Origin of the sequence: Chryseobacterium sp. BIGb0232 (assembly GCF_024810195.1) — a bacterium.
Classification (GTDB): Bacteria; Bacteroidota; Bacteroidia; order Flavobacteriales; family Weeksellaceae; genus Chryseobacterium; species Chryseobacterium pennae.
Window position 1 is genome coordinate 318,811 of sequence record NZ_JANUEH010000002.1, and the last position, 21,594, is coordinate 340,404.

The 21,594-nt window shown below is 35.6% G+C and carries 26 protein-coding genes; 19 read left to right on the forward strand and 7 right to left on the reverse strand.

The window, feature by feature from the left end:
• Nucleotides 1-343: 343 nt before the first annotated feature.
• From lysS to M2372_RS07575, 4 genes are all read right to left on the reverse strand, one after another.
• Nucleotides 344-2,041, reverse strand: coding sequence for a lysine--tRNA ligase (gene lysS / locus M2372_RS07560; RefSeq protein ID WP_123319761.1), 1,698 nt, complete (start codon nucleotides 2,039-2,041; stop codon nucleotides 344-346).
• A 165-nt stretch (nucleotides 2,042-2,206) separates the two neighbouring features.
• Nucleotides 2,207-3,136, reverse strand: coding sequence for a 23S rRNA (adenine(1618)-N(6))-methyltransferase RlmF (rlmF, locus tag M2372_RS07565; RefSeq protein ID WP_123319762.1), 930 nt, complete (start codon nucleotides 3,134-3,136; stop codon nucleotides 2,207-2,209).
• Between the two features lie 3 nt (nucleotides 3,137-3,139).
• Nucleotides 3,140-3,511: a c-type cytochrome gene (locus M2372_RS07570; protein WP_115971048.1), complete on the reverse strand. Its 372-nt coding sequence runs from the start codon at nucleotides 3,509-3,511 to the stop codon at nucleotides 3,140-3,142.
• A complete protein-coding gene (locus tag M2372_RS07575; protein ID WP_115971047.1) occupies nucleotides 3,511-3,723 on the reverse strand; it encodes a hypothetical protein in 213 nt (70 codons plus the stop codon). Before M2372_RS07575 ends, M2372_RS07570 begins: the two co-directional genes overlap by 1 nt.
• Nucleotides 3,724-3,928: 205 nt before the next feature.
• On the opposite strand from M2372_RS07575, the gene M2372_RS07580 reads away from it, so the two are divergent.
• The 14 genes from M2372_RS07580 to M2372_RS07645 all read left to right on the forward strand — a co-directional run bounded on the left by M2372_RS07580 (nucleotide 3,929) and on the right by M2372_RS07645 (nucleotide 15,659).
• On the forward strand, nucleotides 3,929-4,384 hold the full coding sequence (locus M2372_RS07580) for a cupin domain-containing protein (RefSeq protein WP_123319763.1): 456 nt from the start codon (nucleotides 3,929-3,931) through the stop codon (nucleotides 4,382-4,384).
• Between the two features lie 250 nt (nucleotides 4,385-4,634).
• Nucleotides 4,635-5,267: a hypothetical protein gene (locus tag M2372_RS07585; RefSeq protein WP_123319764.1), complete on the forward strand. Its 633-nt coding sequence runs from the start codon at nucleotides 4,635-4,637 to the stop codon at nucleotides 5,265-5,267.
• Between the two features lie 257 nt (nucleotides 5,268-5,524).
• Nucleotides 5,525-6,952 carry an anthranilate synthase component I family protein gene (locus M2372_RS07590; RefSeq protein ID WP_123319765.1) on the forward strand — a complete coding sequence of 476 codons (1,428 nt, stop codon included), beginning with the start codon at nucleotides 5,525-5,527 and terminating at the stop codon, nucleotides 6,950-6,952.
• Between the two features lie 36 nt (nucleotides 6,953-6,988).
• The gene (locus M2372_RS07595) at nucleotides 6,989-7,591 is read left to right on the forward strand and encodes an aminodeoxychorismate/anthranilate synthase component II (protein ID WP_123319766.1); all 603 of its coding nucleotides are present in this window, start codon (nucleotides 6,989-6,991) and stop codon (nucleotides 7,589-7,591) included.
• 68 nt (nucleotides 7,592-7,659) lie between these two features.
• A complete protein-coding gene (gene trpD, locus M2372_RS07600; RefSeq protein ID WP_123320119.1) occupies nucleotides 7,660-8,646 on the forward strand; it encodes an anthranilate phosphoribosyltransferase in 987 nt (328 codons plus the stop codon).
• Between the two features lie 60 nt (nucleotides 8,647-8,706).
• The gene (trpC, locus tag M2372_RS07605; protein ID WP_123319767.1) at nucleotides 8,707-9,480 is read left to right on the forward strand and encodes an indole-3-glycerol phosphate synthase TrpC; all 774 of its coding nucleotides are present in this window, start codon (nucleotides 8,707-8,709) and stop codon (nucleotides 9,478-9,480) included.
• A 53-nt stretch (nucleotides 9,481-9,533) separates the two neighbouring features.
• Nucleotides 9,534-10,244, forward strand: a complete 711-nt coding sequence (locus tag M2372_RS07610) for a phosphoribosylanthranilate isomerase (RefSeq protein ID WP_123319768.1) — start codon at nucleotides 9,534-9,536, stop codon at nucleotides 10,242-10,244.
• 51 nt (nucleotides 10,245-10,295) lie between these two features.
• Nucleotides 10,296-10,748: an IS200/IS605 family transposase gene (gene tnpA / locus M2372_RS07615; RefSeq protein WP_123319769.1), complete on the forward strand. Its 453-nt coding sequence runs from the start codon at nucleotides 10,296-10,298 to the stop codon at nucleotides 10,746-10,748.
• A gap of 93 nt (nucleotides 10,749-10,841) precedes the next feature.
• Nucleotides 10,842-11,387: a GNAT family N-acetyltransferase gene (locus M2372_RS07620; protein ID WP_123319770.1), complete on the forward strand. Its 546-nt coding sequence runs from the start codon at nucleotides 10,842-10,844 to the stop codon at nucleotides 11,385-11,387.
• A gap of 4 nt (nucleotides 11,388-11,391) precedes the next feature.
• Entirely contained in the window at nucleotides 11,392-12,570 is a 1,179-nt protein-coding gene (trpB, locus tag M2372_RS07625) for a tryptophan synthase subunit beta (RefSeq protein ID WP_123319771.1), read from the forward strand.
• A 48-nt stretch (nucleotides 12,571-12,618) separates the two neighbouring features.
• The gene (gene trpA, locus M2372_RS07630; protein ID WP_123319772.1) at nucleotides 12,619-13,353 is read left to right on the forward strand and encodes a tryptophan synthase subunit alpha; all 735 of its coding nucleotides are present in this window, start codon (nucleotides 12,619-12,621) and stop codon (nucleotides 13,351-13,353) included.
• 31 nt (nucleotides 13,354-13,384) lie between these two features.
• The gene (gene lipB, locus M2372_RS07635; RefSeq protein ID WP_115971036.1) at nucleotides 13,385-14,113 is read left to right on the forward strand and encodes a lipoyl(octanoyl) transferase LipB; all 729 of its coding nucleotides are present in this window, start codon (nucleotides 13,385-13,387) and stop codon (nucleotides 14,111-14,113) included.
• A 204-nt stretch (nucleotides 14,114-14,317) separates the two neighbouring features.
• Nucleotides 14,318-15,277 carry a protein-glutamine glutaminase gene (locus M2372_RS07640; RefSeq protein ID WP_148060772.1) on the forward strand — a complete coding sequence of 320 codons (960 nt, stop codon included), beginning with the start codon at nucleotides 14,318-14,320 and terminating at the stop codon, nucleotides 15,275-15,277.
• Nucleotides 15,278-15,347: 70 nt separating this feature from the next.
• Nucleotides 15,348-15,659, forward strand: a complete 312-nt coding sequence (locus M2372_RS07645; RefSeq protein WP_123319774.1) for a hypothetical protein — start codon at nucleotides 15,348-15,350, stop codon at nucleotides 15,657-15,659.
• 18 nt (nucleotides 15,660-15,677) lie between these two features.
• Here M2372_RS07645 and M2372_RS07650 read toward each other — a convergent pair whose 3' ends face one another.
• The gene (locus tag M2372_RS07650; RefSeq protein ID WP_123319775.1) at nucleotides 15,678-16,433 is read right to left on the reverse strand and encodes an SDR family oxidoreductase; all 756 of its coding nucleotides are present in this window, start codon (nucleotides 16,431-16,433) and stop codon (nucleotides 15,678-15,680) included.
• Between the two features lie 243 nt (nucleotides 16,434-16,676).
• On the opposite strand from M2372_RS07650, the gene M2372_RS07655 reads away from it, so the two are divergent.
• The 5 genes from M2372_RS07655 to M2372_RS07675 all read left to right on the forward strand — a co-directional run bounded on the left by M2372_RS07655 (nucleotide 16,677) and on the right by M2372_RS07675 (nucleotide 19,701).
• On the forward strand, nucleotides 16,677-17,309 hold the full coding sequence (locus M2372_RS07655) for an NAD(P)H-dependent oxidoreductase (protein WP_123319776.1): 633 nt from the start codon (nucleotides 16,677-16,679) through the stop codon (nucleotides 17,307-17,309).
• A 30-nt stretch (nucleotides 17,310-17,339) separates the two neighbouring features.
• Complete coding sequence (locus M2372_RS07660) at nucleotides 17,340-17,774, forward strand: MarR family winged helix-turn-helix transcriptional regulator (RefSeq protein WP_123319777.1); 435 nt, start codon at nucleotides 17,340-17,342, stop codon at nucleotides 17,772-17,774.
• Nucleotides 17,775-18,200 carry an organic hydroperoxide resistance protein gene (locus M2372_RS07665; protein ID WP_123319778.1) on the forward strand — a complete coding sequence of 142 codons (426 nt, stop codon included), beginning with the start codon at nucleotides 17,775-17,777 and terminating at the stop codon, nucleotides 18,198-18,200. It abuts the gene before it with no gap.
• A gap of 154 nt (nucleotides 18,201-18,354) precedes the next feature.
• Nucleotides 18,355-18,807 (forward strand): hypothetical protein, encoded by a 453-nt coding sequence (locus M2372_RS07670; protein ID WP_123319779.1) that lies wholly within the window; start codon nucleotides 18,355-18,357, stop codon nucleotides 18,805-18,807.
• A 3-nt stretch (nucleotides 18,808-18,810) separates the two neighbouring features.
• Entirely contained in the window at nucleotides 18,811-19,701 is an 891-nt protein-coding gene (locus tag M2372_RS07675; protein WP_123319780.1) for a chitinase, read from the forward strand.
• Between the two features lie 51 nt (nucleotides 19,702-19,752).
• On the opposite strand, the gene M2372_RS07680 is transcribed toward M2372_RS07675, so the two are convergent.
• Together M2372_RS07680 and M2372_RS07685 are read right to left on the reverse strand one after the other, a co-directional pair.
• A complete protein-coding gene (locus M2372_RS07680; protein WP_123319781.1) occupies nucleotides 19,753-20,382 on the reverse strand; it encodes a peptide deformylase in 630 nt (209 codons plus the stop codon).
• Nucleotides 20,383-20,698: 316 nt separating this feature from the next.
• On the reverse strand, nucleotides 20,699-21,571 hold the full coding sequence (locus M2372_RS07685) for a ChaN family lipoprotein (protein ID WP_115971026.1): 873 nt from the start codon (nucleotides 21,569-21,571) through the stop codon (nucleotides 20,699-20,701).
• Nucleotides 21,572-21,594 lie beyond the last annotated feature (23 nt).

The window sequence follows — 21,594 nt, forward strand, 5'->3', positions numbered from 1 at the left end:
CCCATTGATCAATGATAATATATTCATTTTCAAATATTTTGGCTCCAAAATCAAATACCCATTCTCATTATAGACCTCATTTTTCTTAATTTTTCCTTTTATATGTAATGTCTATCCATTTTTGAATGGATTTTCAAAAGTAAATTCTAAAGCCTCCTCTAACTTCCCGACAGTTGTAGAATATATTTGTATATTTTATGTCCGATCACCAATCTTGTGATAACTATTCTTTCATGATATTTTATGTTTTTACTGTAAACAAGTTTACTTATTTGATATACAAATAAAAAAGAGTGAACATAACATTCACTCTTTTAAACTTATACTATTAATATTGTATATCTTACGCCAGTTTCATCAAAAGATTCTCATCAATCTTCTCCACTTTCACAATATTATTTTTTGTCAAAGTTTTAGAAGCTTTATCCCATTTTTTACCGGATAACTGGCTTCTTTCTTTTACTTCAGCTAAAGACATTGCTTCTTCCTGAGAATTAAGAATTTCAAGGATTACTTTTTCATCTTCTCCCAGCTCAATTTGAGGAACCGCTTTCTCCGGTCTCATCTGAGGGAAGAATAATACTTCCTGGATAGAAGCATTGTTCGTTAAGAACATAATTAATCTATCCATACCAATTCCTAAACCTGATGTAGGAGGCATACCATATTCCAGCGCTCTTAAGAAGTCCTGATCGATGAACATTGCTTCATCATCCCCTCTTTCAGATAAAGCCATCTGTGCTTCAAAACGCTCTCTCTGATCGATTGGATCGTTAAGCTCTGAATAAGCGTTAGCAATTTCTTTACCGCAAACCATTAGCTCAAAACGCTCTGTTAAGCCTTCTTTGCTTCTATGTTTTTTAGTTAATGGAGACATCTCAACAGGATAATCTGTAATGAAAGTCGGCTGAATGAAGTTTCCTTCACACTTCTCACCGAAGATCTCATCAATTAATTTTCCTTTCCCCATTGTTTCATTCACCTCAATTCCGATAGACTTCGCGAAATCATACAATTCCTTCTCCGTTTTCCCGGTGATATCGAAACCAGTGAATTTCAGGATTGCTTCCGTCATAGAAACTCTTGGATAAGGAGCCTTGAAGTCTACTTCATGTTCTCCAAACGTAGCTGTTGTAATTCCATTTACCTGAACCGCGCAGAATTCCAATAATTTCTCAGTGAAATCCATCATCCAGTTGTAATCTTTATAAGCTACATAGATTTCCATAGCTGTAAATTCCGGGTTGTGGGTTCTGTCCATTCCTTCGTTTCTGAAGTTTTTAGAGAACTCATATACTCCGTCAAAGCCACCTACGATCAATCTTTTCAGATATAATTCGTTAGCAATTCTTAAATATAATGGAATATCTAAAGCATTGTGGTGTGTAATGAAAGGTTTAGCCGCTGCTCCTCCAGGAATTGACTGTAGAATTGGAGTTTCCACTTCAAAATATCCTGCATCATTGAAGAAAGTTCTCATCGCATTAAACAATTTTGTTCTCTTCACGAAAATTTCTTTCACCTGTGGATTTACCGTTAAATCTACATAACGCTGTCTGTATCTTAACTCAGGATCTGTAAATCCGTCGTGTACAACACCATTTTCATCTGTTTTAGCCTGAGGAAGCGGACGTAAAGCTTTAGTAAGAAGTGTAAAGTTCTTTACTAAAACCGTCATCTCACCTACCTGAGTGGTAAACAATTCTCCTTCAATACCGATGATATCACCAATATCTAAAAGGTGTTTGTAAACTTCGTTATATAATTCTTTATCGTCTCCCGGACATATCTCATCTCTGTTGAAGTAAACCTGAATTTTTCCTTTAGAATCCTGCAATTCTGCGAAAGAAGCCTTCCCTTGAATTCTGCGGGACATTAATCTACCAGCGATCTTCACCTGTTTACTTTCAGAAAAGTCCTGTTTTATAGATTCTGTAGTATCTGTAATGGTATACTCATCCGCAGGGAACGCATTAATCCCCATTTCAGTAAGCTTATTAAGCTTTTCTCTTCTAATGATTTCTTGTTCTGATAATTGCATTTCTTATTTTTCTAAAAGCGTACAAATTTAGGCATTTTTGAGTTGACCGTCAATTGATTTTTTCAGAAATTTTAAAATGTCAGCCGGAATGGAGTTGAGATGTAGGATATGAGGTATCGGGATGTTAGATATAAATTAATGTGTTATTAACTTTGAACTTTAAATTTAAACAAACCAGCTTTTCCTATCCTGCTGAGGAATAAATGTCCAGGCCAAGATTCTGCTTACTTTCTGTCCCTGAGCCATATCAATGGTTTTAACGTCTACAGCCTTTACTCTCTTTAAAAGAGTAGTTAACTTATATAGATTGTCTTTTTTGGAAACCAGGCAGGTAAACCAAAGGAACTGAGATGAAAATTGAGCACTTTCATTAATCATATTGGTAATGAATGCCAGTTCACCACCTTCACACCATAATTCCGACTGTTGTCCGCCAAAATTAAGCATCGCTTTCTGTCTCTTTCCTTTATTTAAATTCTTTGTTTTTCTAAGATTCCCTTTGATCATAGATTCTTTTGAATCATGAAAAGGTGGATTACACATAGAAAAGGTAAACCGGTCTTTAGGATTTACTATATTTTTGAATATATAATTGGAGTCAGGCTGATGCGCCAATTCAATTGCCGATGATAAACCTGGATTCTGATCCAGAATATGCTGAGCATTTTTTAGTGAATCTTCATTGATATCTGTTCCAAGCATCTTCCAGCCATAGGATTTATGAGCAATTAAAGGATAAACAAGGTTAGCTCCTACTCCAACATCAAGTCCTGTCACAGAAGTTTCTGTTGGAATTTCACCTTTCTGTTCTGCTAAAAGATCAGCAATATAATGTATATAATCTGCCCGTCCCGGAATAGGTGGACATAAATTGGTATCGGGAATATCCCAATCCTTAATATTGTAAAAATGTAGTAATAAAGCTTTGTTGAGTAATTTTACAGCTTCGGGAATACTGAAATTAATAGTTCTTGTCCCATGAACATTCACAAAGACGTAATGTTTCAGTTCTGGCACACAAGAAATAAGCAGATCAAAATCATAAGGATTACGATGCAGATTTCTTGTGTGCAGACTTGATTTTTCTGTGGACATATTTTATTTCTTCTGGCTTAGAATATACTCCACCATTTTTTTGGCATCTTCTTTAGACACCTGTGGATGAGCAGCCATAGGGACTCCGCCCCAAACTCCACTACCGCCATCTATAATCTTGGAAGCCAGCAATTCAATATCCTTATCAGAATATTTAGCCGCTATTTCCTGATAAGAAGGTCCTATCATTCTCTCATTAACAGAGTGACACCCTGAACAATCTAATGTTTCCATGATCTGATCACCGGAAAGATTAGACTGTGCAGGAGCAGACACTGATGCAGCATCTGAAGACGCTACTTCTGTTGTATTTTCTTTTTTAGAACAGGAAAAGATCAGAAGACCCAAAGTTCCTGCCAAAAATAAGTTTTTCATTATTTCTTCGCTGTAGAATCTGTTTTAGCAGCTTCAGGAGCAGCTGGAGTTGCAACAGCTGGGGCAGCAGGCTTAGCTGTAGAATCTACCACTGTAGTTGCTTCCGGCTCTTCAAGCATTGTGTTGCTGTCCTGTAATGAGTGATCTGCTTTTTTAGTGCAGCTTGCTAATAATAAACCTCCAATAAATGCGATTGCGAATACTTTTTTCATTTTTTTCTAATTTGAAAGCAAAAATATAAAAAATAAATGTTTCAGCTTATGACAAATGTTTCTTTGAAGAATATTTTTAAGTGAGGGATGTTTTCATTCAGCCAATAAGAAATAATAATTCAAATACTAGGGAAATTTAAATATGCATATTATTTTTGTGTTGTTAATTATTTAAACCAAAAATAATCCTAGTTAATTTGAAATTATGACTAAAAAAAATTTATTGACCACAGCCCTGTTTGCTGCACTCGCTACCCTCCCTTTGTCTTGTGACAATTCTTCATCAGATGTTCAACCTTCAGAATATTCTGATAAAATAGAATCCGTAACCTTATTAAAAACAACAAAATCCTGGGAAGGGACAACATATCCCAGTTATCCTAGCGGACAACCTGAAATTTCTGTACTTAAAATTTCCGTTCCACCCCATAAGGCTTTAGACTGGCACAAACACCCGGTGATTAATGCTGCCTACATAGAAAAGGGTGAAATACAGATTGAAAAGAAAGAAGATGGTAAAACCAAATGGGTAAGACAAGGCGAAGTACTTCCGGAAATGGTTAACATAGCTCACAGAGGTAAAACCGGAGACAAAGGAGCGACTTTAATTGTCTTCTACAGCGGATCACCTGATTTACCAATTTCAGAGCCGGTACATTAAATTATCAAAATGCTAAGTTCGCACTGTTTTTTCTGGCCACAGAACTATTTCACTCAGTAAGATAACTCCCTTCTTGAGTAAAAAGTCGCTGTACCTCTTTTATTGCTGCTATATAAACGCACTGCGAACTTAGTATTACAAACTATTCAGTCATTATAAGCTGACATCCATTATCTTAACCGTAAATTGACACAGTCCTTTTAATTTTTTTTATAATTTTAAATAAATTTTAGATTAACAAGCAAGAGCGATGGTTTTAATTTCAAAAATACTGTTTTTCACCAGCCATCACGGCCTTTATACAGTGATCCTTCTTCTTCTGGTTTTTGGATTACTATCCTATCTTACTAAAAAAGCATGGTTTTTAATTTTTGTGCTTCCTCTCTCTATTTTAAATGGGTTTTGTGGACAATTTCTCAATGCCTGGTTTCTGAATCAATATGGTGTGAAAAGTACCGCCATCATTACCTCTGATGTGGAAACCAATTCTACCCTGAATGATATGTACATCCACGATTATGAAGCGGTTGTTAAAAAACAGGACGGAAAGTATATTTCAACTTTTTTCTCTACAACAAGCGCAACGATATATCCTATTGAAAATTCCATCAGAATCCCTCCCACAGAAATTGCCTTTCCAGTAAAATACATTCCGGGATATGAAAAAAACATCGTCATTCTTTATAATGAATCAGAGGAAGGAAAAGCAGTTCTTAAATACTCTAAACTGGCTCCGGTAAACTCTGCAAGGATCAAATATGAAGCAGACAGAACCAATAAAGAATTTATTGCAGAATATATTATAGCTTTAGAAGCTTATACTGCATCGTATGATGAGGAAAGTTATAAAGTAAAGCTTGAAGAACTTAAACAACTGAAATAAAAAGATTTAAATCATATGTTTTTTATTTTTTTTGAATTTTTTGTTTTTTGTATTAAAAAAATTTCTACATTTGTCACATGTTTACAATGAGCAATAATAATTGGTGGTGGCTTTCAAACTCTTCGTCGGGTCTGAAGGTATTGTCATGTTGCTAAACAAACAGCAGATATAAGCAAAACAATATACAATATAAGGCTTTGACGGATTCCGTTAAAGCCTTTTTTTTATTCCTAAAATCTAAAAAAATAAAACAGCAGATGTTTACACAGAAAATCAAAATAAAAACCGTTTCGAAAAAAACTCTTGGAGATCTTCATACTCCAATGAATATTTATCTTAAGATCAGAGACAAGTTCAGAGACACTATCCTTCTGGAAAGCTCCGATTCGAAAAGCATTGATAATAATTTTTCATTTATTGCTATCAATGCTGTTGCTGGAATTGAAGTAAAAAACTTAAATGAATTTGAGATTAAATTTCCTGATTCCTCTCCAGTAAAGCAATTCATGATGGAACGTAATATCACCGAGATATTTGAAGATTTCCGCACTGTTTTTGACTGTGAAAAGACCAATGATCCTATTGAACAAACCGCACAGAGCCTTTTTGGATATACAAGTTTTGAAGCAGTACAGTTCTTTGAAAATGTCAGTTTAAAAGCCCAAAGCCCGGAAGTAAAAATTCCGATCCTCAGATACAGATTATATCAATATGTGATTGCCATCAACCATTTTAATGATGAAATGCATATCATAGAAAACCAAATGGAAGGGGTAAAATCTGAGCTACATTTACTGGAGAACCTCATTAAAAATCAAAACACTCCGGTTTACCCTTTTGAAAAAAACGGTTATGAAACTTCAAACATTACCGATGAAGATTATATTGAACTGGTAAAAACAGCTCAGAAACACTGCATGAGAGGTGATGTATTCCAATTGGTACTGAGCAGAAGGTTTGAGCAGAAATTCAAAGGTGATGAATTTAATGTATACCGTGCTTTAAGGAATATCAACCCTTCTCCTTACCTGTTTTATTTTGATTACGGAAATTATAAATTATTCGGATCAAGCCCTGAAAGCCAGTTAATCATTAAAGATAACAAAGCTATTATTCATCCGATTGCGGGAACTTCCAAAAGAACAGGAAATTTGGAAACGGACCTTCAGGCTATTGAAGTATTAAAGAATGATCCTAAAGAAAATGCTGAACATACAATGCTGGTAGACTTAGCCCGTAATGATCTTGGAAAACTGGGTAAAAACGTAACCGTTACCAAGCTTAAAGAAATTCAGCTTTTCTCTCACGTAATCCACATGGTAAGTGAAGTAACAGCAGACCTTCCTGAGCAAATCAATCCTCTTGATATGATCTCCGCCACTTTCCCTCAGGGAACCTTAAGCGGAGCCCCTAAACATAAAGCCCTTCAACTCATCAATCAATATGAAAAAGACTCCCGTGGCTATTACGGAGGCTGTATAGGAATTGTCGGTTTAAACGGAACCTGCAATCAAGCCATTATGATCAGAACCTTTTTAAGCAAAAACAATACACTTTATTATCAGGCAGGAGCCGGTCTCGTTGCTAAATCTGTCCCTGAAAATGAGCTACAGGAAGTCAATAACAAATTAAATGCTCTGAAAAAAGCAGTAGAAAAGGCAGAAAAAATAGTTGTAGAAAGCTAAAAATCAAAAACAAAATTAACCTTCAACAAAAAAGAAATGAATAACAATATCAATACTCAACAATCACAGCTTAAGGTTCTCGTTTTTGATAACTACGACAGCTTTACCTATAACCTTGTCCAGATCATCGAAAGAATTCTAGATCAGAAAGTGGATGTAGTAAGAAACGATCAGATCACTCTGGAAGAAATTGGAAAATACGATAAGATCATCCTTTCTCCAGGTCCTGGGATTCCCGAAGAAGCTGGGATTTTATTAGATCTCATTAAAGAATATGCTTCTACTAAAAGTATTTTAGGGGTATGTTTAGGGCAGCAGGCCATTGCAGAAGCTTTTGGTGGAAACCTTATCAATCTGTCTGAAATTTTCCACGGAGTGGCTACCACTACTGAACTCGTAAAAGAAGACACCAAGCTTTTCAAAGATTTAGCATCAGGTCTCGAAGTGGGAAGATACCACAGCTGGGCTGTGAATCCTGACAATTTCCCTGATGAATTGGAAGTTACAGCAGTGGATAAAGATGGAATGATTATGGCCCTTCAGCATAAAACATATGATGTACATGGGGTACAGTTCCACCCTGAAAGTATTTTAACTCCTAACGGAGAAGTAATCATCCGAAACTTTTTAAATCAGTAAAAGTTTAATGCAGTAAGCCAAATATGAAAACAACAACACAAGATCCATCAACCCTAAAAACTCCTCAAATGAAAGAAATATTACAATACCTGTTCAATCACAATACCTTGTCGAAGTCTGAGGCAAAGGCTATGATGATTGAAATTGCTCAGAATAAGTTCAATGCTGCAGAAGTAACTGCTTTCATCAGTGTTTTCCTGATGCGGAATATCACATTGAAAGAACTTGAAGGCTTTAGAGAAGCCCTGTTACAGATGGCAGTTCCTGTACAGATTGATGCAGCTGAGGCCATTGATCTCGTAGGAACAGGAGGTGACGGAAAAAACACAATCAATATATCAACATTGGCCAGCTTTGTGGTGGCTGGAGCCGGGCAGAAGGTAACAAAACATGGGAATTACGGCGCTTCAACCACTACAGGCTCATCCAATGTACTGGAAGAACTCGGGTATCAGTTCAAGAACAGTTCAGAACAGCTGAATGAAGATCTTGAAAGAGCAAATATCTGTTTTTTACATGCCCCTTACTTCCACCCTGCTCTTCAATCAGTTGGACTATTGAGAAAATCCTTAGGATTAAGAACTTTTTTTAATCTTCTCGGACCACTGGTGAATCCTGCAAAACCTCAATATTCCATGATTGGAGTGTATAACCTGGAAATTGCAAGAATCTATCAATACCTTTTACAAAAAGAGGATCAGGAGTTTATTCTGGTTCATGGATTGGATGGTTATGATGAGATCAGCCTTACCCACGACAGTAAAATCATTACTAAGAAAGGAGAAGAAATCTATTCTGCAGAAGATTTAGGCTTCAGTCCTGTAACTTTAGAAGATATCAAAGCCGGAGACTCTATCAAGGAAACAGCAAAAATTTTCATGAATATTCTGGAAGGAAAAGGAACAGAACAGCAAAACTCAGTAGTTTTGGCCAATGCATCTGTAGCCCTTTATCATACTCAAAAATTCGGTACGTATGATGACTGCCTACTGTTGGCTCAGGAAAGCTTAGAAAGTGGAAAAGCGTTGAAAACCTTTGACCTTTTAATTAATTAGGAAATTAAAATTACTTATTGATAACGAATAACATTCTCCCCTTAATCTCTCATTTCACCCATGACCATACTAGATAAAATTATTGAAAGAAAAAAAGAAGAAATCTCAGCTTCAAGGAGTCATATTTCCATCGATCAGTTGAAAAATTCAGAATTATTTGGAAGAAAGAGTTCCTCATTAAAAGAATCTATTAGAAATAAAAGCGGAATTATCGCCGAGTTTAAAAGACAATCTCCTTCCAAAGGAATCATCAATGATAAAGTTCAGCCTTTGGATGTTACTTCTGCTTATGAAAATTTTGGAGCAAGTGGAATTTCAATATTAACAGATAAAGATTTTTTTGGCGGAAGCTTTGATGATATTCTGAAGGTAAGGAATCATATCAACATTCCTATTTTGCGAAAAGATTTCATGGTTGATGAATACCAGTTTTATGAGGCTAAAAGCATGGGAGCAGATGTTATTCTACTGATCGCAGCCTGTCTTTCACCTAATCAGGTTAAGGAGTTTACAGAACTGGCTCATGAACTGGATCTGGAGGTGTTACTGGAAATCCATACTGAAGAAGAGCTGAAACATTTTAATGCTAATATTGATCTGGTTGGAATTAACAATAGAAACCTGAAAGATTTTAAAGTTGACTTACAACATTCTGTTCAGTTAAAAGATCAGCTTCCAAAAGACACTTTATCTGTTGCAGAAAGCGGAATTTATAGTCTTGAAGATTTTAAATATTTAAAGGAAAAAGGATTTGACGGATTCCTGATGGGAGAATATTTTATGAGAAATGCAGATCCGGCAAAAGCTTTCGAAGAGTTTTCTTTATTAATTTGAAAATACAGCAATTTGAAAATAATTTTTCCCTTGACAACCAATAATTAACTCTCATGAACCAGCAACCATTAATTACACAATTCTCTCCTGCTCTCAAAGTCTGTGGTCTTACACAACCAGATCAGGTTCAGGAATTGATTACTATGAACGTAGATTTTCTAGGCTTTATTTTCTATGAAAAATCACCACGATATGTTCTGAATCATTTGAGTCTTGGAGATATTGCACAGATCAATCATCAGGGAAAAGTTGGAGTTTTCGTCAATGAAAAAGTTGAAAAAATAGTAGAAATCACTAAGAAAGGAAAGCTTAACCTGATTCAGTTACATGGTGATGAAGATGCTCATTTGATTATTGAATTAAAAAAGCAACTGCCTCCTGATGTTAAAATAATCAAAGTAATAAGAATTGGAAATGATACAGTTGAAAACAAAAATAAAATAAATCAAACGTTCAGTAACAATATTGAAGAGCAGAACCAGCAGCCTATCACCTATTACCTGTTCGATACAGACAGTAAGGCATTTGGAGGAACAGGACAACAGTTTGACTGGAATGTCTTGAATGAATTTGAAATTCCATTACCCTATTTTTTAAGTGGCGGCATTTCAGAAGGGAACATCAAAAATATTGAATTATTGGATCAAAAACCGTTTGCCATAGATATCAACTCAAAATTTGAAATAGCACCAGGTGATAAAAATGTAGATAAAATTAAAAAATTTAAAACGATTATTCAGGAGAGTCCCAACGGGACGATTTAGCCCAGAATTGGAAACATTCCAATTAATATATAACAACCAAAAAACACACAAATGCCACAATCATTGGTCAAAAATTACATTCACATTGTATTCAGCACCAAATACAGGAATGATTTTATCGATGAAAAAATAGAAAAAGAATTGTATGCCTACATCGCCACATTATGTAAAGATTTTGAAAGTTATGCATTACAGATTGGAGGAACTGATAATCATATCCATATTCTTTGTAGATTGTCTATGAAGATTGCCTTAATGAAATTGGTTCAGGAAGTAAAGGCACATTCGTCAAAATGGATCAAAACAAAAGGTAAAAAATATGAGAATTTCTTTTGGCAGGATGGCTATGGTGCATTTTCGGTAGGTGAAAAAAATGTTTATGTTGTCACAAACTATATTAAAAATCAACGACAGCATCACCAAAAACAAAATTTCAAAAATGAATTTATTGAAATGCTGGAAAAACATAAAATGGAATATGATGAAAAATTTTTATGGGATTGATATATTTTAATAGCTAAAGGATTTTATCCTTTGCTAAGGTCAAAACGTCCCTTCGGGACTTATTATGAATCTTGATTATTATTTAATATAATTATGAAATATCAAATAAAACAAGCCAACGAATTAACAGACAAAGAAATTGAACATATTCTGCAGCTTTGGGACATTTCTGTATGGAACACAATGAAACCGTCCTATTTCCGTACCTTTTTTAAAGATTCGGAGTTTCATTTACTGTTGGATTCGCATTCAGAGATTCTGGCTGTAATCCGTCTTAATTTTGATTTTATGCTGGAGATTTCAGGGCAACAATATGGTTTTGCAGAAGCTGTAGGATTAGTTTCGGGTCATAGAAAAAAAGGATATGGAGCTCTTTTGGTTCAATATTTTAAAGAAAATGTTACCCAAAGAAATATGGAAACGATTGGTTTTTGCAATGCAGACCTTCGTCCGTTTTATGAAAAATCCAATATTGAAATCCTTTATGATAAGGCAAAAGCCATTAAGGAAAATGAAGGTTCTGAATGGATCAATTCGGAAGATGATGATATTTTAATTTTTAATATCTCTCAAAAAGAAAAAGAACAGCTCAGTATATTGAGCACCCAAAACAACGCTTATTTAATTACTAAAGAATAAAGAAATGAATTATAAAAACCCTGATGAACATGGATATTATGGAGAATTTGGAGGAGCTTTTATCCCCGAAATGCTTTATCCGAATGTAGAAGAACTTCAAAAGAATTATCTTGAAATCATTGAGTCGGAGGACTTTCAGAATGAATATCAGGATCTTCTTAAAAATTATGTGGGCAGAGCAACCCCGTTGTACTTTGCTAAAAACTTAAGTAACAAATACAATACACAGATCTACTTAAAACGGGAAGATCTTAACCATACCGGAGCCCACAAGATCAATAATGCTTTAGGGCAGGTTCTCCTTGCAAAGCGTCTTGGAAAGACAAGAATTATTGCAGAAACCGGAGCCGGACAGCATGGAGTGGCCACTGCTACAGCCTGTGCTTTGCTTGGCCTTGAATGTATCGTGTATATGGGGGAAATCGATATCCAAAGACAGGCTCCCAATGTAGCCAGAATGAAAATGCTGGGTGCGGAAGTTATTCCAGCCACTTCAGGATCTAAAACACTGAAAGATGCCGTAAATGAAGCTTTAAGAGACTGGATCAACAATCCTGTTACGACCCATTATGTGATTGGAAGTGTGGTGGGACCTCATCCTTTCCCAGATCTTGTGGCAAGATTTCAGAGTATCATTTCAAAGGAGATCAAAGAACAGCTTAAAGAGAAAATCGGGAGAGAAAATCCTGATTATGTAATTGCCTGTGTAGGCGGTGGAAGCAATGCTGCCGGAACATTTTACCATTTTGTAGATGAAAAAGAGGTGAAAATTATCGCTGCTGAAGCTGGAGGTCATGGAGTTGACTCTGGAAAATCTGCTGCTACTACTTTCTTAGGAACGCTTGGTGTACTTCATGGAAGCAAAAGCCTTGTGATGCAGACTGCAGACGGGCAGGTTATTGAACCTCATTCCATCTCTGCGGGACTTGATTATCCGGGAATCGGGCCTTTTCATGCCAACTTATTTCAAGAAAAAAGAGCGGAGTTTTTCAGCATTAATGATGATGAAGCCTTAAAATGTGCTTTTGAACTGACTAAACTGGAAGGAATTATCCCTGCTCTGGAAAGTTCTCACGCTTTGGCGGTTTTAGACAAGAAAAAATTCAACGAAGAAGATATCGTTGTCATCTGCTTAAGTGGCCGTGGAGATAAAGATATGGAAACCTACCTTAAAAACTTATAAGTGTACAGTTCATTATTTAAAGTTCTCCCAAATTAATATAATAAAGAAATGAAAAAACTAAATATATACTTCACCGCAGGAATTCCAGCATTGGAAGATACTGCAGACATTATAAAACTCATCCAGGACTCAGGAGCGGACATGATTGAGATTGGAATGCCATATTCTGATCCTGTAGCAGACGGACCTGTTATTCAAAAGGCTCATGAGCTTGCATTACAAAATGGAATGACTATTGAGAAACTTCTTTCTCAGTTAAAAACCATAAAAGATAACATAAAAGTTCCCGTAATCTTAATGGGTTATATCAATCCTGTATTGAGTTTTGGCTTTGAAAAGTTTTGTAAAGAATGTTCGGAAAGCGGCGTTTCAGGGCTTATTCTTCCTGACCTCCCTCCTATTGAATTTGAGAAAAACTTTCAGGGTATTCTGAAAAAGTATAACCTTAATTTCACCTTTCTGGTAACACCGGAAACTTCAGATGAAAGAATACAATATTTGGATTCTTTAAGTTCAGGATTCTTATATGCAGTAAGCTCATCTTCTACCACAGGAAATGAAAACACTGTTCTAAAGAATGAAAACTATCTGACACGATTGGCTGATCTTCCTCTTAAAAATCCGGTGATGATTGGTTTCGGGATAAAATCAAAGGAAGATTTTGAAAATGTAACCGAAAAAGCTGACGGCGGAATTATCGGAACAGCCTTTGTAAATGTTTTGCTTCAGGATAAAGATTGGAAGAAAAGTGCTATAGATTTTATCCATTCCATAAAAGCTTAAAATTCACTAAATTTGTATATCAAAAATTGAAATGAATACAAATCAAAATAAAGCAGTAGAATTTGAAGATTTAGGTATTAAAGAATATCAGCCCGCTTGGGATTATCAGGAACAACTGATGAAGAGTATTATTGACACCAAAATAAAGAACCGCGACCTGCCTGAAGAACAGCATATTACCACCCCAAACCACCTTCTTTTTGTAGAGCACCCTCATGTGTATACCTTAGGGAAAAGCGGACACGAAGAAAATATGCTGGCCGGAATTGATAAGCTGAAGGAAATAGAAGCTACCTATGTAAAAACCAATCGTGGCGGAGATATCACCTATCATGGCTATGGCCAGATTGTCGGCTACCCTGTTCTGGACCTTGAAAATTTCTTTACAGATATTCATTTATATATGAGAAATCTTGAAGAAGTAATCATCAGAACTATTGGTGAATACGGATTGAAAGGGGAACGTTCTCCTGGAGAAACCGGTGTATGGCTGGATGTGGGAAAACCTTATGCCAGAAAAATCTGTGCAATGGGAGTAAAAGCTTCCCGATGGGTAACTTTACATGGTTTTGCATTCAATGTAAATACAGATATGCGTTACTTTGAATACATTATTCCTTGTGGAATTAAAGATAAACAGGTTACTTCTTTAAAAAGAGAGCTTGAAAGAGAGCTCACTCCGGAAGAAATGGAAGATGTAAAAGCCAAAATCAGAAAACATTTTACAGATGTATTTCAGGCTGAATTGATCTACAAATAGTTTTAATATCCTACAATATATTATCCCTATGTAACCAATACATGGGGATTTTTTATGAATATCATTCATAAAAATAAAATACAAATCATTTTTTTTAAAAAAAACTTGCTCATATTTAAATTTTTCATAATTTTATTATCACTAAATAGTGAATAAACAAAATACTATTTAGTAAAAATCATTAACCACCAAAATATGAGAACTATGAAAAAATTTTTGCTATCCATGATGGTATTTGTATCAGTACTATCCATCAATTCCTGTTCGGATTCCAATGCGAATCAGGAAAACATGAATTCACAATCTAAGGAAGTTACCATGAAAGACTTCGGCAGAACTGTTCCGGTAGGAATTGACAAAGAAGATGGAAAATTTAAAGTTTCCTTTATTCTTTCTGCTCAGCCTTATGAAATTAAAGACACTAAGGAGAACGAAGCTTATGTTTCTATGATCACCCAGGCTGTAAAAAACGAATCTCCTGTTCACGTTTTTCTTAAAGCCAATTCTAATGAAATTGCAAAAGTAGAAAGCCCAACACAGGAAGACATCCGTTTCTTTAAATCTACTTTAACAAAAGAAGAAAAATCAGGTAATGAAGTATCCAGAAAATTAACCAGTGTTATCCCTAACCTGGCGACTCTCAACAGTCTCTTTACGCAGATCAAAAATCAGTCTTGCGGAACTTCTACGGCATCTTCTCCTTGTATCACGTTCAGATATCCTGTAGACGGATGCTATGCAAGAGCGCACAAAATGAGACAGATCTTAAACAATGCCGGATATGAATGTGAAAAACAATTTGTATATGGTAACCTAAGAGCTTCTACCGGGACTTGCTGTGTATCATGGGTATATCACGTTGCTATTCTGGTAAGCTTTAAAAACGCTTCCGGCGTGGTTGAAAAAAGAATTATTGATCCTTCTCTAAACTCAACGGGACCTATAACGGATGTTGCATGGAGAGCTGCCTGCACCAATTCAACCTGTGGTTCCACTTCTGTATCTTCTTTTGCTAATACAGCTGGAAACGTTTATTACAGAAGTCCGTCAGGATCTTTATTATATGATAACAATCTGGTAAATACCAATTGTACATTAACTGCTTTCTCAGCTCTTTCAGGCTGTTCAGCGCCAGTACCTAGTACAGCACATTGCGGATTCTAATTAACTTTATTATAGAGCTCCTGCATTAATTTATATATTGCAGGAGCTTTTTACCCAATCCTTTATTATTATGAAAACCTGGACTTATTTATTATTACTGTTTACCATGATTACTTCCTGCTCCTCTAACTCAGAATCCCAGAAATTAACCTGGTATAATAATGCTACCATCAATAATATTCTTGAAGATCCGGACAAACCGGAAGAAGTTGTACGTGTAGCCATTGGAATAAGTGCTCAGGTTTTTTATATTTCAAAAAAGTCTTCTGACTATAAAACCTTGATGGAAAAGGCTAATCTAAGTTTTAAAAAAGGTAAAACCTACAATATAGGTATTGAAAATAAAACCAATATGGTCAAAGAAATCAATGAAGTGAAATAATCTTCTTCAAACTTTCATCTATGGTCTTATTACAGAAATTCCGGCATCTACCTTAATCTCTGTCCCATGAATATAGGAAGCTTCAGATGAAGCAAGAAACAGAACTACATTGGCAATTTCCTCAGGATCGCCCTGTCTTTTAAAAGGTATTGTAGGAATAATATCCTGAACTGCAGCATCAATTTGCTCAGGAGCTAAGCCTGTATTGTTAAAAATATTAGTTTTGATATGACCCGGGCTTACTCCATTCACACGAATTCCACGTTCTGTAAGCTCTACGGCAAATGTTTTAATAAATGACTGCACCGCTGATTTTGCAGCAGAATACACTGAAAAGCTATTCATCGCAATCTCCGTAGCCACAGAAGTATTAAAAATGACCGAGCTTCCTGTTTTCATCAAAGGCAACAGCTGCTGAACAGTGAAAAAAGGCCCTTTTACCAATACATTAAAGAGTTCATCAAAAAGATATTCATCCACACTTTCAACTGGGGCAAATTTCCCATAGCCTGCATTAGCAAAAATAACATCAATCTGTTCAGTATACTTTCTTACTTCTTGCTGTAAATTCAGTAAGTCTTTCATATTTCCTGCGTTGGAAACAATACCAAAAGCATTCTCCCCTAATTTTTCCAAAGCATTGTTAACCGTTTCTTTACTTCGCCCGGTAATAATGGCACTTCCCCCCTCTTCTATGAATTTCTGAGCAGTAGCCAACCCCATTCCGTTCGTTCCGCCCGTAATAATTGCTGTTTTGTTTTTAAATCTCTGCATTGTTTTTAAGTTTAAAATTCTATAGCAAAGATTGGAATCCTTATAATGTAAAAAAATCCGAAACATGCGAAAAACATAAAACCTATTCCTATCCATTTTATAAAATAAATAACAGTCATCAATAAAATCTTTCAAAATTAAATTGCACACAATTTAATTGTTTATATATTTGCATAGTTAATTGATCACAAAGTAAATTTGGAGCTCGATAATTGCCAAGTAATTTAATTTAAAATAAAAAAAATGTCATTAATAGAAAACCTAAACTGGAGACATGCTGTAAAAGCTTATGATCCAACTAAAAAAGTATCAAACGAAGATTTAAACACCATTCTGGAAGCGGCAAGACTGGCTCCAACTTCATCAGGACTGCAACCTTTCCGTATTATTGTTGTAGAAAATCAGGAATTAAAGGATAAGATGGTTGCAGGCGCTTTAAACCCTGAAGTAATGAGAGATTCTTCTCATGTTTTAGTTTTTGCTGCATGGGACAGTTACTCCAATGAAAAAATCGATAAAGTATACGATCATCATACCGATGTAAGAGATCTTCCAAGAGGACGTTTTGGAAGCTACACAGATAAGATCAAAGAAATGTATGGAGCACAAACTGCTGAGCAGCACTTTGCCCACACTGCCCGCCAGACTTATATTGCTTTAGGTATTGCCCTTGCACAGGCTGCCGAACTTAAAATCGACAGTACTCCGGCAGAAGGATTCAGCAATGAAGTGGTAGATGAAGTATTGGGATTAAAAGAATTAGGCTTAAAAAGTGTAAGCCTTTTATACCTTGGATACCGTGACAACGCCAATGACTGGCTGTCTTCTATGAAAAAAGTGCGTATCCCAATGGATGAATTTATCATTAAAAAGTAATACCTTCACGAATCTTTCGTGTTTAATATTATGGAACATTCAAATACACCCAAATTAGAAAACCAGATCTGTTTCCCGTTATATGTAATCGCCAAGGAAATCACCGGATTATACCGTCCTTTTCTTGATGAGCTGGATATCACTTATCCTCAATACCTTGTCATGATGATATTATGGAATGGGGACGGTCTTACTGTAAGCCATATCGGGGAAAAACTGTTTCTGGATAGCGGAACACTGACACCTCTTCTCAAAAGACTGGAAACAAAAGGGTTTATTATAAGAAAACGTAAAAAAGAAGACGAGAGAGTTGTTGAAGTATTTTTAGATGAAGCTGGGAAACAGCTTCAGAAAAAGGCCTGTGAAATTCCGGGTAAGATCCAGGAAAAAATCGGGATACAGCCTGAAGAACTGTTGGAGCTCAAAGAAACAGTTTTAAAAATATTAAACAAAATTGAAAAATAAATGAAAACGTTATATACAACAAAAGTTACTGCTACAGGCGGAAGAAATGGTCATGTAAAAAGTGAAAACGGAGTCTTGGATCTTGAAGTAAAAATGCCAAAAGCACTGGGAGGGGCGAATGATGACTTCACCAATCCTGAAATGCTTTTTGCAGCCGGATATTCTGCATGCTTCGATAGTGCATTAAACAGAGTGATCAGTCTGGCCAAAGTAAAAACCGGTGAAACAACTGTTACAGCTCAGGTGAGCATCGGACAGATTGAAAACGGAGGTTTTGGATTGGCTGTGGAACTGGATGTTAATGTTCCGGGGGTTTCTATTGAGGAAGCTCAGTCTTTAACGGAAAAAGCGCATCAGATCTGCCCTTATTCTAATGCAACAAGAAATAATATTGAGGTTAAGCTTTCTGTAACGAACAACGATTAATCCAATTTTTTTATAATTATATTTGAAATGAGCTGTTTTGAAATTCAAAACAGCTCATTTTTATTTTTAACCACAGATTTTCGCTCATGAATACAGATGATTGAATATATTTTAATACTAAATTTGTGAAGGTTATACTTTAATATTTATAAAAATGGAAATAGTTAGAGATATCGTTTGTCAGGTTTATGCAGGAGAAAAATCAAAAAATATAATTGATCTTGTACTCGACACATTCATCCCTGATTATGAAAAATTAAATACGGATTATACTTTCCCACCCAATAATAAAGATTATGTATTTACAACCGAAATTGAAATGATAAGTTATTTTATTGAAAATAAAGGGCTAAATCAAACTTTTTATTGGAATAAATCCCTTCATAATCCTTATAGAATAATGGTTGGAGCCAATATTACTGATGATGATAAACTAGTTATGAGCTTAACGCTGGATGCAAGTCTGGAAACGGGAGAAGAATATTTAAATAAACTTAAAGAAGTCTTACAATCCAATATAGGGGTTATTTCATTCGTAAATCCGATGGACTATGAAAATGGTGAAGATTTTGTTTTAAGATATCAGAAAAGTACCCAATATCATTAAATAATGAAAACACTACCAGTCATAATACTTTCCTTAAGTCTTTTTTTGACTTCTTATAGCTGGTCTTGTGCACAATCGCCAAAGAAGGAAAACCCTTTGGAACAGATTAATGATACTAAAACAGCAACACGTATTAACCGGCTTTTGGATGCTAAAACGTGGAATCTATTGTTCCCCAACAGAAATAATATCCGGGATAAAAACAGGAATCATCAGGATTTTTATTCTTATCAGGCATTTATAAAAGCAGCAGCCCACTTCCCCAATTTTCTGAATGAAGGAACTCAGGAAGATCAGAAAAGAGAGTTTACTGCATTTCTGGCCAATATCGCTCAGGAAACAAGTGGCGGCTGGGATAATGCTCCGGGAGGTTACTATAAATGGGGACTTTATTTTATTGAAGAAAACAATAAGGGAAATGGAAATAATTATACTGATATTTCTAAGGTTAACTATCCGCCGGTAGCAGGACAAGCTTATTATGGTCGTGGTCCTAAGCAGCTCAGCTGGAATTATAACTACGGACAATTTAGCGAAGCCTGGTTTGGCGATAAAAATATACTTTTAAAAAATCCCGGACTTCTGGCTGAAAACAATGTTTTATCTTTTGCCTCTGCCATCTGGTTCTGGATGACCCCTCAATTTCCCAAACCCTCCTGTCATGATGTGATGACCGGAAAATGGCAGCCTACAGAAAAGGACAAAGAAAGCGGAAGAATTCCCGGTTTTGGAACTACTGTCAATATTATCAATGGAGGTATTGAATGCGGGCAATCTACCACACAGCCCAAAACACAATACCGCTATGAATACTACCGTTATTTTTGCCAATATTTTGGAGTAGATCCTGGGAAAAACATCAGCTGCAGCACTCAAAAACCATTTGGTAATTAATAAAAAAGGCTATAGCATTGTGTGCTGTAGCCTTATTATATTATCTGGAATCTATCTTTTATTCAAATCGCTTCTCTGATAAGCATCTACCTTTTTATAGGAATCGTTTTTCTCTTTTTCTTTTTTATCAGAAATCAGAATTCCGAAGAGGTGATCTATTTCGTGTTGAAAGATGACAGCCGTGAAACCCTCTACGATTTCTGAATATTTCTGTCCTTTCAAATCCACATATTCCAGCTGAATGACTTTACTTCTGTAAAATTCGTCTCTGAAATCAGGAATTGATAAATCTCCTTCAGGTCCAAGATTTTGCAGATCTGATCTCCACACAATCACCGGATTGATAAAATATTCCAGTGGTGTTCCTTCTTTATCAAAACGCTGTACCCAAACCACTTTTCTGTTGACTCCCACTTGTGGCGCAGCAATTCCTACTCCACCATCAGTTGAAAGAAGAGATTCTTTCATTCTTTTTACAAGTACAGCTGTGCTAGGATCAGTGGGATTGATTTCTGAGGAAAGGCTCAGCAAAGTTTTATGCTGATGATCATCAGTAGTCTGATAGATTGGCAATGCAGCATTGATATCTCCATTATTGATAAGAGACAATTCATCCGGAGTGAATTTTTGAGCATTACAGAATCCTATAAAAAGTATAAATAAAATGGATAGTTTTTTCATATTGACTGGAATGTTATACAAAGGTAGAGATTGTCAGGTGAAAATGGGCGATTATGTTGAAGTTTTAAGGCTGGAAGCTGGGAGAGGGATGCTGGAAGTTACTATTAGTCGTTAAATATCTATAAGTCAATTATTAATTTTTGGCTAAAGCCATTGGAATCTTTATATAAAAAAGAACGGGCTAAAGCCCGTTCCTATTGAATTTGATATGATTCTGTTGATTAAATCCTATAATAATAAGATTAGTGTAAAATTGTATGTAATTACATTTCACAATTAAAAATCTGCGATATCTGTGTGATCTGCGAGAAATAAATTAAAAAGTCTTCGTCATATCCCCAGGAATAATCAGGTTGAACTCTGTTGGTATATAATCTTTTGCAGGAACTTTCAATTCAGGATCTTCAGATTCAAAAACAGAAATTACAGCCATTTTTAGATTTGGGTTCTTCTGTTTGATATACCAATACGTCCCGCCAAATTCCTTACTGTGGTAGTTCCCGTTATAGTGGATGAAAGTTTTTCCAGCCTGGATATTTTTAAGGATAGATTCTGCCATTGTAGCATCCTTTGTAGCCTGTGCTGAAATAAAGTTCATTACTTTTGTTCCTTCCGCATGATCACCCATCATTGCCTTCATTTCCGGATATCCCGGAGTATCTAATGTTACTTTAATTGGGAGCTGGGCAATGTATGATTTTTCTTTATCACTTAGCTTATTCAGAGATTCTAATCCTTCTTTTGCAGTTTGTGAAGCATATCTTCTCGGAATATTGGTTGCTATGAAATTCAGTTTTTTATTTTTAGCAAAATCTACCAATGGTTTATAATCTGTTGCGTAATTATTCCACAGACGGGCAGAGTCTTTCAGTGTTTTTGCATCAAACTTACCGGTCAGATATTGGTTTAGCTGAGCCTGATTATCTCTTTCAAACATTTCTGCTCCCAGGATAAGCTGTCCGCTTTTCTTTTCAAATAAAGCTTCTGTTATTTTAAGCTGAAGCCAGTGATTGATGGAGCTGTTATGATTTTCACCAAAGAAAACAACATCATAATCAGCCAATTCTTTCACCAATTTATCCGTTTTTATTTCTTTTCCTTTTTGGTCATAAAACTGATATGCCTTAAAGTTCTGTGCATTAAGTGAACAGAAACCTGCCAGCAAAATCGCTATGAAAATATTCTTCATTTCCTATCTTTAATATTTTAATT

Bases quoted from the DNA above. Each gene is read 5' to 3' on its own strand.
- lysS (WP_123319761.1), bottom strand. From the start codon at position 2,041: ATGCAATTATCAGAACAAGAAATCATTAGAAGAGAAAAGCTTAATAAG.
- rlmF (WP_123319762.1), bottom strand. From the start codon at position 3,136: ATGTCCACAGAAAAATCAAGTCTGCACACAAGAAATCTGCATCGTAAT.
- M2372_RS07570 (WP_115971048.1), bottom strand. From the start codon at position 3,511: ATGAAAAACTTATTTTTGGCAGGAACTTTGGGTCTTCTGATCTTTTCC.
- M2372_RS07575 (WP_115971047.1), bottom strand. From the start codon at position 3,723: ATGAAAAAAGTATTCGCAATCGCATTTATTGGAGGTTTATTATTAGCA.
- M2372_RS07580 (WP_123319763.1), top strand. From the start codon at position 3,929: ATGACTAAAAAAAATTTATTGACCACAGCCCTGTTTGCTGCACTCGCT.
- M2372_RS07585 (WP_123319764.1), top strand. From the start codon at position 4,635: ATGGTTTTAATTTCAAAAATACTGTTTTTCACCAGCCATCACGGCCTT.
- M2372_RS07590 (WP_123319765.1), top strand. From the start codon at position 5,525: ATGTTTACACAGAAAATCAAAATAAAAACCGTTTCGAAAAAAACTCTT.
- M2372_RS07595 (WP_123319766.1), top strand. From the start codon at position 6,989: ATGAATAACAATATCAATACTCAACAATCACAGCTTAAGGTTCTCGTT.
- trpD (WP_123320119.1), top strand. From the start codon at position 7,660: ATGAAAGAAATATTACAATACCTGTTCAATCACAATACCTTGTCGAAG.
- trpC (WP_123319767.1), top strand. From the start codon at position 8,707: ATGACCATACTAGATAAAATTATTGAAAGAAAAAAAGAAGAAATCTCA.
- M2372_RS07610 (WP_123319768.1), top strand. From the start codon at position 9,534: ATGAACCAGCAACCATTAATTACACAATTCTCTCCTGCTCTCAAAGTC.
- tnpA (WP_123319769.1), top strand. From the start codon at position 10,296: ATGCCACAATCATTGGTCAAAAATTACATTCACATTGTATTCAGCACC.
- M2372_RS07620 (WP_123319770.1), top strand. From the start codon at position 10,842: ATGAAATATCAAATAAAACAAGCCAACGAATTAACAGACAAAGAAATT.
- trpB (WP_123319771.1), top strand. From the start codon at position 11,392: ATGAATTATAAAAACCCTGATGAACATGGATATTATGGAGAATTTGGA.
- trpA (WP_123319772.1), top strand. From the start codon at position 12,619: ATGAAAAAACTAAATATATACTTCACCGCAGGAATTCCAGCATTGGAA.
- lipB (WP_115971036.1), top strand. From the start codon at position 13,385: ATGAATACAAATCAAAATAAAGCAGTAGAATTTGAAGATTTAGGTATT.
- M2372_RS07640 (WP_148060772.1), top strand. From the start codon at position 14,318: ATGAAAAAATTTTTGCTATCCATGATGGTATTTGTATCAGTACTATCC.
- M2372_RS07645 (WP_123319774.1), top strand. From the start codon at position 15,348: ATGAAAACCTGGACTTATTTATTATTACTGTTTACCATGATTACTTCC.
- M2372_RS07650 (WP_123319775.1), bottom strand. From the start codon at position 16,433: ATGCAGAGATTTAAAAACAAAACAGCAATTATTACGGGCGGAACGAAC.
- M2372_RS07655 (WP_123319776.1), top strand. From the start codon at position 16,677: ATGTCATTAATAGAAAACCTAAACTGGAGACATGCTGTAAAAGCTTAT.
- M2372_RS07660 (WP_123319777.1), top strand. From the start codon at position 17,340: ATGGAACATTCAAATACACCCAAATTAGAAAACCAGATCTGTTTCCCG.
- M2372_RS07665 (WP_123319778.1), top strand. From the start codon at position 17,775: ATGAAAACGTTATATACAACAAAAGTTACTGCTACAGGCGGAAGAAAT.
- M2372_RS07670 (WP_123319779.1), top strand. From the start codon at position 18,355: ATGGAAATAGTTAGAGATATCGTTTGTCAGGTTTATGCAGGAGAAAAA.
- M2372_RS07675 (WP_123319780.1), top strand. From the start codon at position 18,811: ATGAAAACACTACCAGTCATAATACTTTCCTTAAGTCTTTTTTTGACT.
- M2372_RS07680 (WP_123319781.1), bottom strand. From the start codon at position 20,382: ATGAAAAAACTATCCATTTTATTTATACTTTTTATAGGATTCTGTAAT.
- M2372_RS07685 (WP_115971026.1), bottom strand. From the start codon at position 21,571: ATGAAGAATATTTTCATAGCGATTTTGCTGGCAGGTTTCTGTTCACTT.